The organism is Paeniglutamicibacter sulfureus, assembly GCF_039535115.1.
GTDB classification, from domain to species: domain Bacteria; phylum Actinomycetota; class Actinomycetes; order Actinomycetales; family Micrococcaceae; genus Paeniglutamicibacter; species Paeniglutamicibacter sulfureus.
In genome coordinates this window covers 4167986-4182720 of sequence record NZ_BAAAWO010000001.1, presented here as the reverse complement: position 1 = coordinate 4182720, position 14735 = coordinate 4167986, and the positions used below count along the sequence as shown (strand labels likewise).

At 66.8% G+C, this 14735-nt stretch carries 10 protein-coding genes; 3 read left to right on the top strand and 7 right to left on the bottom strand.

Annotation, left to right across the window (positions count from 1 at the left end; translation table 11 throughout):
- Positions 1–103 precede the first annotated feature (103 nt).
- The 6 genes from ligA to ABD687_RS18875 all read right to left on the bottom strand — a co-directional run bounded on the left by ligA (position 104) and on the right by ABD687_RS18875 (position 7596).
- The gene (gene ligA, locus ABD687_RS18900; protein ID WP_377700311.1) at positions 104–2458 is read right to left on the bottom strand and encodes an NAD-dependent DNA ligase LigA; all 2355 of its coding nucleotides are present in this window, start codon (positions 2456–2458) and stop codon (positions 104–106) included.
- Positions 2459–2544: 86 nt separating this feature from the next.
- A complete protein-coding gene (locus tag ABD687_RS18895) occupies positions 2545–3633 on the bottom strand; it encodes a PP2C family protein-serine/threonine phosphatase (RefSeq protein ID WP_310288946.1) in 1089 nt (362 codons plus the stop codon).
- Positions 3634–4917, bottom strand: coding sequence for an adenylate/guanylate cyclase domain-containing protein (locus ABD687_RS18890; RefSeq protein WP_377700312.1), 1284 nt, complete (start codon positions 4915–4917; stop codon positions 3634–3636).
- Positions 4910–5524 carry a hypothetical protein gene (locus ABD687_RS18885; protein ID WP_310288948.1) on the bottom strand — a complete coding sequence of 205 codons (615 nt, stop codon included), beginning with the start codon at positions 5522–5524 and terminating at the stop codon, positions 4910–4912. Before ABD687_RS18885 ends, ABD687_RS18890 begins: the two co-directional genes overlap by 8 nt.
- 162 nt (positions 5525–5686) lie before the next feature.
- Positions 5687–6637 (bottom strand): biotin--[acetyl-CoA-carboxylase] ligase, encoded by a 951-nt coding sequence (locus tag ABD687_RS18880; protein ID WP_310288949.1) that lies wholly within the window; start codon positions 6635–6637, stop codon positions 5687–5689.
- 98 nt (positions 6638–6735) lie between these two features.
- Positions 6736–7596 (bottom strand): SDR family oxidoreductase, encoded by an 861-nt coding sequence (locus ABD687_RS18875; RefSeq protein ID WP_310288951.1) that lies wholly within the window; start codon positions 7594–7596, stop codon positions 6736–6738.
- A gap of 195 nt (positions 7597–7791) precedes the next feature.
- Here ABD687_RS18875 and ABD687_RS18870 point away from each other — a divergent pair, with 195 nt between their 5' ends.
- The 3 genes from ABD687_RS18870 (at position 7792) to ABD687_RS18860 (ending at position 11468) form a co-directional block, all read left to right on the top strand.
- Positions 7792–9405: an acyl-CoA carboxylase subunit beta gene (locus tag ABD687_RS18870; protein WP_310288953.1), complete on the top strand. Its 1614-nt coding sequence runs from the start codon at positions 7792–7794 to the stop codon at positions 9403–9405.
- Positions 9402–9638: an acyl-CoA carboxylase epsilon subunit gene (locus tag ABD687_RS18865; protein ID WP_310288956.1), complete on the top strand. Its 237-nt coding sequence runs from the start codon at positions 9402–9404 to the stop codon at positions 9636–9638. The genes ABD687_RS18870 and ABD687_RS18865 overlap by 4 nt, the downstream gene beginning before the upstream one ends.
- 162 nt (positions 9639–9800) lie before the next feature.
- Positions 9801–11468 (top strand): DUF885 domain-containing protein, encoded by a 1668-nt coding sequence (locus ABD687_RS18860; protein WP_310288958.1) that lies wholly within the window; start codon positions 9801–9803, stop codon positions 11466–11468.
- A gap of 490 nt (positions 11469–11958) precedes the next feature.
- Here the strand turns inward: ABD687_RS18860 and ABD687_RS18855 are convergent, their stop codons facing one another.
- Positions 11959–14532, bottom strand: a complete 2574-nt coding sequence (locus tag ABD687_RS18855; protein WP_302262743.1) for a helix-turn-helix transcriptional regulator — start codon at positions 14530–14532, stop codon at positions 11959–11961.
- Positions 14533–14735: the final 203 nt, after the last annotated feature.

The window sequence follows — 14735 nt, the reverse complement described above, 5'->3', positions numbered from 1 at the left end:
TTGATGGCCGTGGAACCGGTTGTTGCCTTCCGGACGGCAAGGTTCCTTGCCGTGGTGGATGTCGAGACGCGCAGGGGATCCGGGCGCCGGCTCCCCCACGCGCCTAGGCCTCGGGGTTGGGGCGCCCCTGGACCGCGTCGGGCCCGCCGTCGAGCAGCAGCTTGAAGCCTTCCTCGTCGAGCACCTGGATACCCAGCGCCAGCGCCTTGTCCAACTTGGACCCGGCGGCCTCGCCGGCCACCACGTAGGCTGTGTTCTTGGAGACCGACCCGGCGGCCTTGCCGCCGCGGATGATGATCGCTTCCTTGGCCGCGTCGCGGCTGTAGGTCGGCAGCGAGCCGGTGACCACGATGCTCATCCCCTCCAGGTGCTTCACGATGGATGCGTCCTGCTCGTCCTCCATCAAGACCCCCGCCGCCTTCCAGGCCGCAATGATGTCCCGGTGCCAGTCCACGGAGAACCACTCGATCAGCGCGTCGGCGATGATCGCGCCGACCCCGTCGACCTCGGCCAGGGCCTCGCGGGCGCCCTCGGCCTCAAGCGCCTCGATGATCCTGTCCATCGACCCGTACCGGGTTGCCAGCGAGCGCGAGGCGGTGGGGCCCACGTGCCGGATGGACAGCCCGACCAGCACCCGCCACAGGGGCCTGGTCTTGGCCTTTTCCAGCTCCTCGAAGAGCTTTTCGGTGGTCCGGGTCGGGCCCGAGGGCTTCTTGGCGGTGGCCTTGGTGTAGAAGTACGGAACCAACTGGAATTTTCCGGTGCCCGCGCCCTTTGAGCGGATCTCCCGCCACACCTGCACGTCGGCCAGGGTCTCGCGCAGCGCTGGATCCGGGTTGCCGGACGCCAGATCAAAGATCGCCGCCTCGTTGCGCAGCGGGCCCGGGCCGGCCGGGACGATGACCCCGCCGTTCTGTTCCGGGTCCTCGCCGGGTCCGATGGTCAGCGCCTGCGCGGCCTCGTAGCCCAGCGCCTCGATGTCAAAGGCGCCGCGTCCGCCCAGGTGGGCGACGCGCTCGGTGAGCTGCACCGGGCAGGACTCGGCGTTGGGGCAGCGGATGTCCACGTCGCCCTCCTTGGCCGGGGCCAGTGCCGTCCCGCAGGACGGGCAGTGCGTGGGCATCGTGAACTCGCGCAGCTCGTCCTCGCGGCCCTCGCGCAGGGCCAGCACCGGGCCGACGACCTCCGGGATCACGTCACCGGCCTTGCGCAGGATCACGGTGTCCCCGATCAGCACGCCCTTGGCCTTGACCACGTCCTGGTTGTGCAGGGTGGCGAAACTGACAGTGGAACCGGCGACGAGCACCGGTTCCATCACCGCGTACGGGGTCACCCGGCCGGTGCGGCCCACCTGCACCCGGATGTCCAAAAGCCTGGTGTTGACCTCCTCCGGCGGGTATTTGTACGCCACCGCCCAGCGCGGGACCCGGGAGGTGAAACCGAGGTTGCGTTGGATCTCGAAGGCGTCGGTCTTCACCACGATCCCGTCGATCTCGTGGAGCAGGTCGTGGCGGTGTTCGCCGTTCTGGGCGATGAACCCCAGGACCTCTTCAAGGGTGTCGACCACGCGCGAGTACGGGGAAACCGGCAGGCCCCAGGAAGCCATGAGCGCGTAGGTCTCGGACTGGGTGGCGGCGGCCAGCCCGGGCCGCACCCCCAGGCCGTGCACGAACATCTGCAGCGGACGCTTCGCGGTCTCCGCCGGGTCCTTCTGCCGGATGGATCCGGCCGCGGCGTTGCGCGGGTTGGCCAGCGGTGCCTTGCCAGCTTCAATGAGCGCCGCGTTGTAGGCGGCGAAGTCGGCCGAGGGGATGAAGATCTCCCCGCGCACCTCGACTTCCGCAGGCCAGTTCTCCCCTTCCAGCTGTGTGGGGATCGACTTGATGGTCAGCACGTTGTGCGTGACGTCCTCCCCGGTGGTGCCGTCGCCGCGGGTGGCGGCGCGCACCAGCTTGCCGTCGCGGTAGAGCAGGTTCACCGCCAGACCGTCGATCTTGACCTCGCAGAGCCACTTGAGCTCGTGCGCGGAGGCGCGCAGTGCCGCATTCGCCTGGGTCTTTTCGCCCCAGGCGATGACTTCCTCCAGGGAGAAGACGTCCTCGAGGGAGTACATTCGCGAGAGGTGGACAACGGGGGCAAAGGCCGCGGAGACCTCGCCGCCGACCTCCTGGGTGGGCGAGTCGTTGGCGACGATCTCCGGGTGCTCCGCCTCCAGGCGCTGCAGCCGGGAGTAGAGCGCGTCGAACTCGGCGTCGGAGATCAGCGGGGCGTCCTCGTTGTAGTACGCAGCCCGGTGCTTGCGCACCTCGTCAACGAGCTGCTCGTATTCGGTGCGCAGCGACTCGCCGGGGACGACCGCCTCGGCCTCAAGGGCCTGCGCCATGGCCCCGGAGTCCTCGGGTGCGCGGGCGGCAACGGGCTGGCTGGTTTCTGGCTGCGGGGTCGGCTCTTGGGGCATCACCCCTCCATTTTGCCCCAGAACAGCCCCGAGTTGGTGTCCGGGCACGGTGCGCGTGTGGCGCGTCGGTCCGGCGGTGCGCCCGCCTACGCGCCGGGGCCCTCGATATCGATGATGACCACCGAGATGTTGTCCCGCCCGCCGCTGGCCAGGGCCGCGTCGATGAGCCTGCCCACTGCCTCGGTGCGGTCGGGGGTCCGGGCGAGGATCTCCTCCATGGCCGCGTGCTCGACCTCGCCGGTGAGCCCGTCGGTGCACAGCAGGTAGCGGTCCCCGGGGCGCGGCAGGTGGAACTGGGTGTCCGGCACGGAGTTTCCGCCGGCCCCCAGCGCCCGGGTGATCAGGTTGCGCTGCGGGTGGATGCGCGCCTCGGCCTCGGAAATGATGCCGCCGTCGATGAGCTCCTGGACCGCCGAGTGGTCGCGGGTCAGCTGGGTCAGGACGCCGTCGCGCAATCGATAGCCGCGCGAGTCGCCCACGTTCAGCAGCATCAGCCGCACGTGGTCCCCGGCCATCCCGCCGGGCACGCCGCCGTCGGCGCCGGGGATCGGGGTGACCTTGGCCGAGGTCCCGGCGATCGTCATCGCCGCGGAACCCTTCGGTGCCGCGGGCACCGCGCCGGCCTTCGCGCGCGGCAGCACGTCGGTGGTGGGTTCGGGATCGGCCCGGTGGCCGGCCCTCGGGTCGGCGTCGCCGGATTCCAGGGTGCTGCCCAGGTAGCGCGCTTCCCCCACCGCGGGCAGCGGCAGGCGCGGTGCCTGGGCCGAGGGTGGCACGGCGGGCAATTGCGCGGTGACCGGCGGGCCTGCCGGCTCCCCCGGCCATGCCCCGCCATCCTCCTCGACGCGGACCAGGGCCAGCGCGCACAGGGTGGTGCCGCCGCGGGCGCCGGTGGCCTTGCGGATGCGGGCATCGGCGGCGGTGACCACGGCCAGGACGTCCCGGGCGCGGGGCAACTCGTGCGGGATTTCCCCGGTGCCGCCGGATCCGGCGGCGATTTCGTTCAGCGTCTCGATGCCCAGGCGGGAGGCCAGGTCGCCGGCCTCGTGCCCGCCCATGCCGTCGGCCACGGCAAATATGGTTCCGGCTTCCAGCACGCTGTCCTCGTTGACGGCGCGGCGCAGCCCGATGTCGGTTGCCGCCGCCGCACGCACCTGCCCGAATCCGAAGTCCATCTAGTCCAGCACCAGTCCCGATCCGGTGCCCGGGGCCAGCCGCACCGGGGTGAGATCCCCGAAGCCGCGGATGGCGGTGACTTCCTGGGGCTCAAGCACGAACCTGTCGTCCCCGGCCAGGGTGGAGGCGGTGAGCTCGTCGGTGAGGACCGTGCCGGGCTCGGCCAGCGAGGTCAGCCGGGCGGCCAGATTGACCGTCGGCCCGTAGATGTCGCCCAGCCGGGAGAGGACCCGTCCCCAGACCACGGCAACGCGCGTGTTGGGCAGCAGCTCGTCGGCGGCGAATTCCCTGGACATGGCCAGGGAGATCTGCGCGCCGGCCTGCGGCGTCTCGGCCACGAAGAGCACCTCGTCGCCGATGGTCTTGACCAGCCGGCCGCCGCCGATGGAGATGATCTCCGCGCACTTGGATTCGAAGCGCTGCACCAGCTGGGCCAGCGTGCGCTCGTTCATCCGGCGCGAGAGCGAGGTGTAGGAGACCAGGTCGGCGAAGCCGACGGCGCGTGCCAGTGGCAGCGGGGCGTCGTCCTCGGAGCCGTCGCGGCCCTCGGCGGAGGCCGCCAGTCCTGTCTCGGCACGCAGCACCAGCCGGTGCACGGCCGCGTTCAGCTGCCGGCGCCAGGAATAGACCAACAAGTCCTCGAGCGGCTCGATGATCTCCGGCAGCAGGCTCACCAGGTTGCGGCGGGCCTCTGGATCATTCATCTTCTGGTTCTGCACCATGTCCTCGACCAGCGCCTCGACCTGCCAGACCACCATGCGGTCTGTCATCTGGCCGACGGACCTGGTCAGCGAGATCGCCGTTTCCTCGGTCAGGACTCCCTCCCGGACCATCTCAAGAATGGATTTGAGCGCGTCCTGGTCGACGGTGGTGAAGAAGACTTCTTCGTCGCCCAGATTCGGGAAGCCCAGGGCGCGCCAGATCTTGCGGGCGGAAAGCAGCGAGACGCCTGCCCCTGCGGCCATTTCGCGCCGGCGCATGGTGCGATCGGCGCCGAGCAGCCTGCGCTCCAGGTCGCGAACCGCTTCGCGGGCGGGCCCGGGCGTGATCCGACCGACCTGCTCGGGTCGTTTCATGGCCTCGACCAGGTCCCCGAGGGGGTCGGCGAGCGCCGGTGCCAGCTCCACTGCCGGCGCGGGCTCCGGATGCAGCGCGCCGTTGGCCTCGGGTGCCGGTGCGTCCGTGACATCGGAGGGGTGGCGTTGGGCCTGTGCACGTGCCGCGTCGCGGGCAGCGGTGGGCGCGACGGGTTGGGTTCCCGTCGCCGGCGACCGCTCACTCATGCTCAGTCCATTCTCTTTGTTGCTGCTCTGGGTGGTGCGATTCGTTCATTGGCCTCGTTGGCGGATCCCCGTCAACGCGTTCTTCCATGTTTACACCATCAACCCGTGGGAAGTTCGGCAGGGCAGTGATGGCCCCGATGCAGTAGTTGCGCATGCGCGCCACGGCCGGGACGTGCGGGATGTTGAAGCGTTGCTCGGCCAATACGACGGACAGCGTCCCGGGGGCGTTCTCCGGCGCGTTGGGCCTTACCACCGCAACAATATCGTGGATTGCGTACAACCCGATGGAATGTTGCCCGGCGGCCCGGCGTCCGCGCTTGGTGACGATGCGTTCGCTGGTCAGGTAGGTGTAGGTATTGGCCCAGCGGATCCAGGGCCGCAGGCACCAGATGACCAACAGGGCGCCGGACACCACGGCCAGCAACGCCGCCAGCAACGGCCGTCCCTCTTGGACCCATGGGGGCAGGTCGTTGCGAAGCAGCAGGCCCAGCAGATAGCAGGAACCCGCCAGCAGGAGCAGGAAGCGGAGGAACGGGCCACGCAGCACGCGCCGGTGCGCGCGGGTCTTGACGATGACCCGCTCGCGTTTCTCCAATGTCAACTTCACGTCCCGGCTCCTTCAACCCACACACCGGTTGTGCGCGCCGGTCTTGCTCCTTCAATGGTAGAGCCAGTGCACCCACGCTTTGGGTGGGCAGCCGCAAATCGTTGCGTGATCTGCCCTGCACGGTCCCCGGTTCCCCGGTTCCCCGGTTCCCCGGCCCGGCGGCTAGGCGTAGGAGCCGTCGCTGCGCCGCAGGTGGTAGACGTCCCCGGCCAGCACGCTGTGCACCTTGCCGCCGGCTTCGCGCACGCTCAGGGAGCCTTCGGCATCCAGGTCGATGGCCGTGCCGCGCAACACCGTGCCGTTGGGCAGGTGCGCGTCGACCTCGTGCCCGATCGTCACCATGACCGAGCGCACCAGCTCGCGCAGCGTCATGGGTTCCGGGGAGTTGGCGTCGGCCGGGGCCTCAGGTGCCGCCTGCGCATACGCCGCGCGCGTCGCGGCATTTCCGCCGGCCCCTTCGAAGGTCCGGAACAGGTGCACCACCCGGCGCAGGTAGCCGCCCAGCAACTCGGTCCGGTCAAGGGTGCCGGCCCCCAGCGTCGCCAGGCTGGCGGCGGTGTCCACCGGAAGCTCGTCGGCGGTGAGGGACACGTTGAGGCCTGCGCCGACGACGACCACCGGGCCTTGGGCCGTCATGACCAATTGCGCCAGCACGCCACAGACCTTCCGGCCGCCCGCGACCACGTCGTTGGGCCATTTCAGGCCCGCTGCCATCCCGGCATCCTCCCGCAACGTCTGCACCATGGCGGTGGAGCACAGCATGGACAGCCAGGCCAGCCCCGACTGCAGGAATCCGGGTGCCGGGCGGAAGTAGATGCTGGTGGCCAGCGCACTGCGCGCCGGTGTTTGCCAGCCGCGTCCCAGCCTCCCGTGGCCGGCCTTTTGGTGTTCGGTGGTTTCCACGCTCAGGTTCGCCAGCGGGGCGTTGTGGGCGCGCGCCGCGAGGTCGTCGTTGGTCGACCCCGTATGTTCACTGATCCACAGCTCCCCTGCGTCCAGCTCCCCCATGATCCGGCGCAGCGTTGCCGCGTCCAGCGCCGCACGCCCAACTTCGGACGCGCCCGCGGAGGCGTCGGGTTCGGAGGTATGGCCGGGGTTCGGTTCAATGCTCATCCCCCAAGACTATCGACTCCCGCCGCCCCCCGCCCGATGCCCCGAACCACTCGGGGCCCGGCGGCAGCCTCTACCGGCAGCCAAGTTCGGATGCGGTCTTACAGGAAGATGTCGGGGACCAGATCGGCTTCGGCGGCGCCCATGGAATAGCCGGAGAAGTCGCTGACGCCCGCGGCGGCCAGCACTTCCTCGTCGGTGAAGAAGTTGCCGCTGCAGGCTCGGGCGTCACTGGTGAGGATCGCATGGGCTGCGTCGGCGACGATGCGCGCCGAGCGCGCGGCGCTGGCCATTTGGACGCCGTGGGGCATGTTGCGGATCGCGGCGGTGTCGATCAGCGTGGCGGGCCACAACGAATTCACCCCGATGCCGGTGTCGCGAAGTTCCTCGGCCAGGCCCAAGGTCGTCATGCTCATCCCGTACTTGGCCATGGTGTAGGCCAGGTGTCGCCCCGCCCACTGCGGCGCCAGGTTCAAAGGCGGGGAGAGCGTGAGGATGTGCCCGTTTTCGCTGGCCCGCAAGTGTGGAAGTGCCATCTTGGAGAGCAGGAAGGTGCCGCGTACATTGATGTCCATCATCAGGTCGTACTTCTTCATCGACACCTCCTCGGTCTTCGACAGGTCGATGGCCGAAGCATTGTTGACCACCACGTCGATCCCGCCGAACCGCTCCTGTGTCTGGGTGACGGCCGCCATCACGTCCTCGTCGTTGCGCACGTCCCCCACGATGGCAAGGGAATGCCCGCCGGCGGCGGTGATTTCCTGCGCCGCGGTGAATACCGTGCCTTCGAGGTTCGCCTGCGCGGTGGCGGTCTTGGCCATGATGGCCACGTTCGCCCCATCGGCCGCAGCACGCAGTGCGATGGCCAGCCCAATGCCTCGGCTGCCGCCGCTCATGAGAATTGTCTTGCCCTTCAGGGGCTTGGCGTTGGCGGCGATGGCGGCGCGGGTCGATTCACTCATGTGAGCCACATTACGTGAACTGTCGCCGCGAAAGCTACTAGCGAGTAACTTGTTTTATGGACGACTTGGCCCCCAACACGTCGCGATTTTGTAGCTTTCCTACACACAATTCGGTCCAGAGCCTCACTAGACTGGCCAAGGTGGCATTGTTGTTGTGCCTTTCCTACTATTTTTCTACTTCAAGGGAGCCATGGGATGACCCAGAGCCGCATCGCCGACGCAACGGATTCGATCGACCTGTCGACCACGGCAGGCAAGATCGCCGAATTCCGTCGCCGCGAAGCCCTCGCCCAGGCCCCCTCGGGTGCCGCGGCCATCGAAAAACAGCATGCGCGGGGCAAGCACACGGCCCGCGAGCGCATCGAAATGCTGATGGACGAGGGTTCATTCGTCGAATTCGACGCCCTCGCGGTGCACCGCACTTCGGCCTTCGGCATGGACAAGAAGCGCCCCCTCGGTGATGGCTTGGTCTCCGGCTACGGCACCGTCGACGGCCGCCAGGTCGCCGTCTACTCCCAGGACTTCACCGTCTACGGCGGCTCGCTGAGCCAGGTCAATGGCGAGAAGATCGTCAAGGTCCAGGAGTTCGCGCTGCGCAACGGCTGCCCGGTCGTCGGCATCCTTGACGGCGGCGGAGCCCGCATTCAGGAGGGCGTGGCCTCCCTGGCCATGTTCGCCGACATTTTCCGCAACAACGTCCACGCCTCGGGCGTGGTCCCGCAGATCTCGCTGATCATGGGCCCGAGCGCCGGCGGCGCCGCCTACTCCCCCGCCCTGACCGACTACGTGATCATGGTCGACAAGACCAGCCACATGTTCATCACCGGCCCCGACGTGATCAAGACCGTCACCGGCGAGGAAGTCGACATGGAGACGCTGGGCGGGGCGCGCCAGCACAACGCCAACACCGGCACCGCCACCTACCTGGCCACCGACGAGTCCGACGCCATCGAGTTCTGCAAGGAACTGCTCGAGTTCCTGCCCTCGAACAACATCTCCGAGGCCCCGGCCGTGGAGTTCGACGAGGAGCTGGAGCTCACCGCCGCGGACCTCGAGCTGGACACGCTGATCCCGGACTCGGCCAACCAGCCCTACGACATGCGCAAGGTCATCGAGCACATCGTGGACGACGGCATCTTCCTGGAGATGCAGTCGCTCTACGCCCCGAACGTGATGATCGGCTATGCCCGCGTCGAGGGCGCAACCATCGGCATCGTCGCCAACCAGCCGATGCAGTTCGCCGGCACCCTGGACATTGCCGCTTCCGAGAAGGCAGCCCGCTTTGTGCGCAACTGCGACGCCTTCAACATCCCGATCCTCACGCTCGTGGACGTCCCTGGCTTCCTTCCGGGCAAGGACCAGGAATTCCAGGGCATCATCCGCCGCGGCGCCAAGCTGCTCTACGCCTACGCCGAGGCCACCGTGCCGAAGCTGACGGTCATCACCCGCAAGGCCTACGGCGGAGCGTACATCGTGATGGGCTCCAAGAAGCTTGGCGCGGACATCAACGTGGCCTGGCCGACGGCACAGATCGGCGTCATGGGCGCCCAGGGCGCGGTCAACATCCTCTACCGCCGCGACCTGGCCGCGGTCGAGGCCGAGGGCGGGGACGTGGAGGCACGGCGCACCGAGATCATCGAGGGCTACGAGGCCGAACTGCTCAACCCCTACCAGGCCGCTGAGCTTGGCTACGTCGATGCGGTCATCGCTCCCTCCGACACCCGCCTGCAGATCGTGCGCGGGCTGCGTGCCACGCGCGACAAGCACGCAGCACTGCCGGCCAAGAAGCACGGGAACATCCCGCTGTGACCGGCAACCAGAACACCCTGGCCGTCGCGCAGGCCACGGCGACGCAGCTATTCGTCACCCGCGGCAATCCCACGGCGGAGGAAGTCGCGGCATTGGCCGCCGTCGTTTCCGCGCTGGCAATCCAGGACTCCGCCGCTCCGGCGCCGACAGGCACCGAGCTGCGTCGCGGCCGACTCCGCCGCCGCCGGGCACTGAGCGCCTCCCCGCTGCCCTGGAAAGTCGGCCGGCACTAACGCAAGGCCGCCCCTCACCGCAATGCTGCGTGGCCGGCGGCTTCGGCCGGGATGCCGACAGGATGGCATTTTCCTGTTGGTACCCCGGCCTTTCGCGTTCCCGCGAAAAGATTTCCCGCAAAAATCTTCAACAACGCTTTCAGAAGCGCCTAGGCTGTTGCCATGACCAACACCACACCGGCGCGCACGCCCAGCGCGATCGACGCCGTCGCCAACGAATACTTCGCCCGCCTGCTTGAACTCATCCCCGAATTCGCCACCGAGCTCGGCCTACCCGGCAACGAGGCCGCGTATACCGACTATTCCCCCGCCGGTGTCGCAGCCCTGACCGAGGCCGCACGCGATGCACTGGCGAAACTGGCGCCCCTGACGCCCCAGGACAAGGTCGATGAGACCACTCTCGACGCCATGAACGAACGCCTGGGACTGGAAATCGAGATCGCGAAAACCCGGCGGACCGAGCTGAACAACATCGCCTCCCCCGCGCAGGAATTGCGCGCCATCTTCGACCTCATGCCGCAGGAAACCGCTGCCGACTATGCATTTGTTGCCGACCGGATGCACAACCTGCCCGCCGCCATGGACGGATATATCGCCTCGCTTCGCGAATCGGCGGCCCTGGGCCTGGTGGCGGCGGCCCGACAGGTGAAGATCGTCATCACGCAGGCGCGCGACTATGCCAAGGACGGAGGTTTCTTCGACGGCCTCGCTGCTGCGGGCACCGAGGTCGACCCCGGGCTCGCCGAACGGCTGGACTCCGGCGCCGTCGCGGCCAACTCCGCCTATCTTCGCCTGGCTGAGGTGCTCGAGGACGAGCTGCTGCCCTTGGCACCGGAGAAAGATGCGGTGGGCAGGGAGTACTACGCGCTGATGTCCCGCCGCTTCCTGGGTGCCACGGTGGACCTGGAGGAATCCTACGCCTGGGGCGTGAACGAGCTGGCGAACCTCATCGCCGAACAGGAGCGGGTCTCCGAGCAGATTTCCGCCGGGGCCGGCATCGCGGAGGCCAAGGAGATCCTGAACCGGGATGCGGCCCGGCAACTTTCCGGAACCGACGAGCTGCAGCGCTGGATGCAGGAAAAATCCGACGCAGCCCTTGTCGCATTGGCCGGGACCCACTTTGAGATCCCTTCCCCGATGGACCGGATCGAGTGCATGATTGCGCCGACCCAGGAAGGCGGCATCTACTACACCGGCCCGTCCGAGGACTTCAGCCGCCCGGGACGCATGTGGTGGTCGGTGCCCGAGGGCGAGGACAGTTTCACCACGTGGTCCGAGCTGACCACCGTCTACCACGAGGGCGTCCCAGGCCACCACTTGCAGGTAGCCACCGCGGTGCTGGCCCGCGATACGCTCAACGACTGGCGCCGCCATGCCTGCTGGGTCTCGGGGCACGGCGAGGGCTGGGCGCTGTACGCCGAACGCCTGATGCTCGACCTGGGCTTCCTGGCCGATCCAGGCGACTATCTGGGCATGCTCGATGCCCAGCGGATGCGCGCTGCCCGCGTCGTCTTCGACATCGGCGTGCACCTGGAACTGGAAATCCCCGAGGCCTGGGGCTCGGGGACCTGGGACAGCGAGAGCGGCTTCGAGTTCCTGAAAAAGAACCTGGATATCTCGTCCGGCCAACTGGAATTCGAATTCACGCGCTACCTCGGCTGGCCAGGCCAAGCACCGGCATACAAGGTGGGACAACGATTGTGGGAGCAGATCCGCGCCGAACGCGAAGCCCGCGGCGGGGCCGACTTTGACCTGAAGGCGTTCCATACTCAGGCCCTCGGCGTCGGGTCGGTGGGCCTCGATACCCTGCGTCGGGCACTATTGGGCTGATCCCGAGCGAATCCGGAGACGTTGCCGGGGTGCCAAAATCCCTGTTCATCCGGGGATGGGCACCCCGGCAACGAACGCGCACACGAACCACAGCCGACGAAGGTCACATGGATTGTGAATGGGCTTTTCGCCGCCAAGCTCGAGACGGAAGCGCCTGTATTATGCCTTTGCGTTGGATTAGAGGGTGAACGCTAGGGTGAATCGGAGCAAAATGGCTGATGTGGCAACGAATTTGCTGCCATAGTTAGGTCTTGGTACAGCGAATTACGTCGAAGCGACCACAACTCGGGATTCCGGGAAACTCCACTTCACGTACAAAAGCGTTTATCGCCGGGGAATTCGCGGTACGGCATGGATGCAATGCTTGGGGGCTGCATCAGTGCCAACGGGATTATTTCCGAGTCTGGTTTGGTGGAAGCCCGATCCCCCGTAGTGCGGCGCATGCGAGCGCGCAGTACCTCCGGTGGATCATGCGAATGACAGAAACCTCCTAGTCAATCGTCTCGGCGTCTCTGCTGAGAACCAGCCCTTGCACGCGCGCGACATCGAGCGCGGACGCCCGATCGGACACTCCAAGCTTGCGGTAAATACTCCGTAGTTGGCTCTTGACCGTGTTGACCGAGACAAACTGTCGCTCGGCAATTTCCGCGGCACTCCCCGTGGACACCAATTCACCCAGCACCGCCAGCTCGCGGGAGCTAAGCACTGCGCGGCCCAAGCCCCCGGGAATGTTCGACACGGCATTTGGGTCGATCTTGAGCTCGATACGCATTTCCCTGGCCACGGTCAGGACGCGTTCCAGGTCCGGGGCGGGCAAGAGGTTCAAGGCAAGGCCCAAACCGTATTCCTCACTCAGCGCGGCCACCATGCGCAGTGCGCCTCCAACTGCCTTCAAGTTGTTTTGTTGCAAGGTTGCGGCGAGCACCAGGACCGCTTGTTCAAAACGCCCGCGCGGCTGCACGGGCGCCCCCATGGCCGTACACAAGCGCAACACTTCAGCTGCGTCGCCTTGGGCAAGTCGCACCCTTGCTTGGAACGACAAGCGGGAGGTCTCATCCGACAACTTCGTCGCGGCCTTGAATGCCTGGGAGGCGTCCCCCACTGCCAGGTTCAACAGGCACGATGCAGTGATCAGCATTTGCCTGCCGAACCGCTGCACCACCGGTTGTTCGCGTTCACGCAATAGGTAACCCTGCATCCGGACGAGGGAGGCCGTCGGTTCCCCGCGGATCACCGCGAGGAGCGCCTCGGCCAACCGGATGGAGGGCCAGAACTCGTTGTTGTGCTGCTCAATGCGCAAGAGCTCCATCCACCGCGCGGCATCGTCGAAACGATGTTCTTCCATGGCACACAGGAAGGCTGCCGCCCTGTGGGGCGTGGCGAAATAGTGGTTGGCTGCAGGGTTGGACCAGTGCTCCGGCAAGCATTCGGCCAATATTACGGAGGCTCGGCGAATATCCCCGTTGAGCGCGTAAAAGTAGGCCTGAACCGTTTCGGCATAGTGGTCGCTCCCGTCACGATTGTGGCGCTGGTCGGCTGCCACACCCATCTCGGCCACGATCAGGGCTTCTTCGTCCACCCCGCCGGCATGCAGGCACAGTGCAAGCTGAATGAGCAGGGGTCCTTCAAAGGGACCGATCCCGTCGCGCTGCCCGGGCGACATCTCCCGGTACAACGCGATGCCACTCCGGGCCGAACGCACCGAGGCCTCACCGATGCCGCTCAATCTCAGCGCCACGGATTCGACGGTGATCATGATCAGCCGGTCCGACGGCGGGGCCTTGCGACCCACGGTGCGTGCACCGGCGGCGGCCAGGGCCAGCAGTTCCAGGGTCTTGAGCTTGAATTTTCCGGTGGAGCTGTAGGCGACCGCCAGGCAAATGGCCAACAGGGGGTACCGGGCCAGGACCGTCAGGGGCAGGTCATCGAGCAGCACCGAACCGCGCGTGCCCAGTTCGCCTTCGAGGTATTCGTCGGCATGCATGCGCAGCACGTCGGAAGCCAATTGAAAATCGGGTGCCTCCAACGCGTGGCGCAGCGCGCGGAACGAAGAACCCTGGGTCATTTCATACCCCGCGCTCAATCGGTGCAGGGCCGCCAACCGTTCCGGTTCCGGTTCCAGATAGACACGCTTGAGCACTCGGCGCAGCACGGGGTGCAGGCAGTATTCCTCGTCCGGATTGCGCGACGACCGATACACCAGGCCACGGCCCTCAAGATCCGCGAGCCACCGTTCAACGTGACCCGAGCCCAGAAGCGCCAGCAAGGGCGCCGGCAATGTCGTGGGTACCGAGATCACGGCCAGGAAATCCAGCTGCCCGGGCTCCAGGCCCTCGCCTTCCAGCATCAATTTCATGTCACGTTCGACCGCACGGTGGACGGAGGCCAGAAAATCCTTGGCCTCCGCATCGAGCTCCAGCGGCGTGGACGCCGAGGTGCCCAGGGGCGAGACCGGCCAACTGCGCCGGGCCGCCACGTCCGAAGTGCGAGGCCCCTGCATGGTCTCGGCGCGAAGCTTGGCCATCCGCACCAATTGGGGCGTGCCGCACAGACCGTTGGCCAGTTGTTCGGCAAAGTCCGCAAGCGCCGTCCCCTCCAGGTACTGTGCGGTTTCATCGGCGGTGAAGCGAAATTCATGGGGAGGAATCACCGAGACGCCAACGGAAAGCAGCGTTCGATGGCGCTCCACTTCCAGGTAGTCACGCGTCACTATGACTATGCGACGACCGGGATGCTGTAGTGCAGTTCGCTGCACGGCCTGCAGGAGTTCCTCGTCGTACCGCCGGGAGAACCCCACAAGTACAACAAGGTGCGATTCGGGGTTCTCGGCCTTCGCATAGGTCAGGGCCAGCAACTCGTCCAGCGAGTCGGTATTCCCGCGGCACTCGATCCATGACCATTTGCCGGCCGAGGGGTCACGCCGGGACAACCAGCCGCGAACCGCAGTGCGCTTGCCGGAGCCGCGCGGCGCCCTGGCGATGACAACGGGGGAGGCCGCAGCGCGGTCAAGCAGCTGGTCAAGGCGCGGGCGGGGCAGAATGTCATCGACCTGTCTCCACTTCACGCACTCCACCCCCATCCCCAGATAGTGCCGACATCGGTGCACGGATTTCCGCACTCCGGGAGCACCATATAACAGAAAAATACATTAGTTGAAAGCTCATCTTAACACCGGGATGAGCTGCATATGCAACGCGTCACAAATAAACCGCATTAGGCGACTCAGCCCGTTTCTTTCGTAATATTTCTCAATGCTGGCTGTCCTTT

Bases quoted from the DNA above. Each gene is read 5' to 3' on its own strand.
- ligA (WP_377700311.1), bottom strand. From the start codon at position 2,458: ATGCCCCAAGAGCCGACCCCGCAGCCAGAAACCAGCCAGCCCGTTGCC.
- ABD687_RS18895 (WP_310288946.1), bottom strand. From the start codon at position 3,633: ATGGACTTCGGATTCGGGCAGGTGCGTGCGGCGGCGGCAACCGACATC.
- ABD687_RS18890 (WP_377700312.1), bottom strand. From the start codon at position 4,917: ATGAGTGAGCGGTCGCCGGCGACGGGAACCCAACCCGTCGCGCCCACC.
- ABD687_RS18880 (WP_310288949.1), bottom strand. From the start codon at position 6,637: ATGAGCATTGAACCGAACCCCGGCCATACCTCCGAACCCGACGCCTCC.
- ABD687_RS18875 (WP_310288951.1), bottom strand. From the start codon at position 7,596: ATGAGTGAATCGACCCGCGCCGCCATCGCCGCCAACGCCAAGCCCCTG.
- ABD687_RS18870 (WP_310288953.1), top strand. From the start codon at position 7,792: ATGACCCAGAGCCGCATCGCCGACGCAACGGATTCGATCGACCTGTCG.
- ABD687_RS18860 (WP_310288958.1), top strand. From the start codon at position 9,801: ATGACCAACACCACACCGGCGCGCACGCCCAGCGCGATCGACGCCGTC.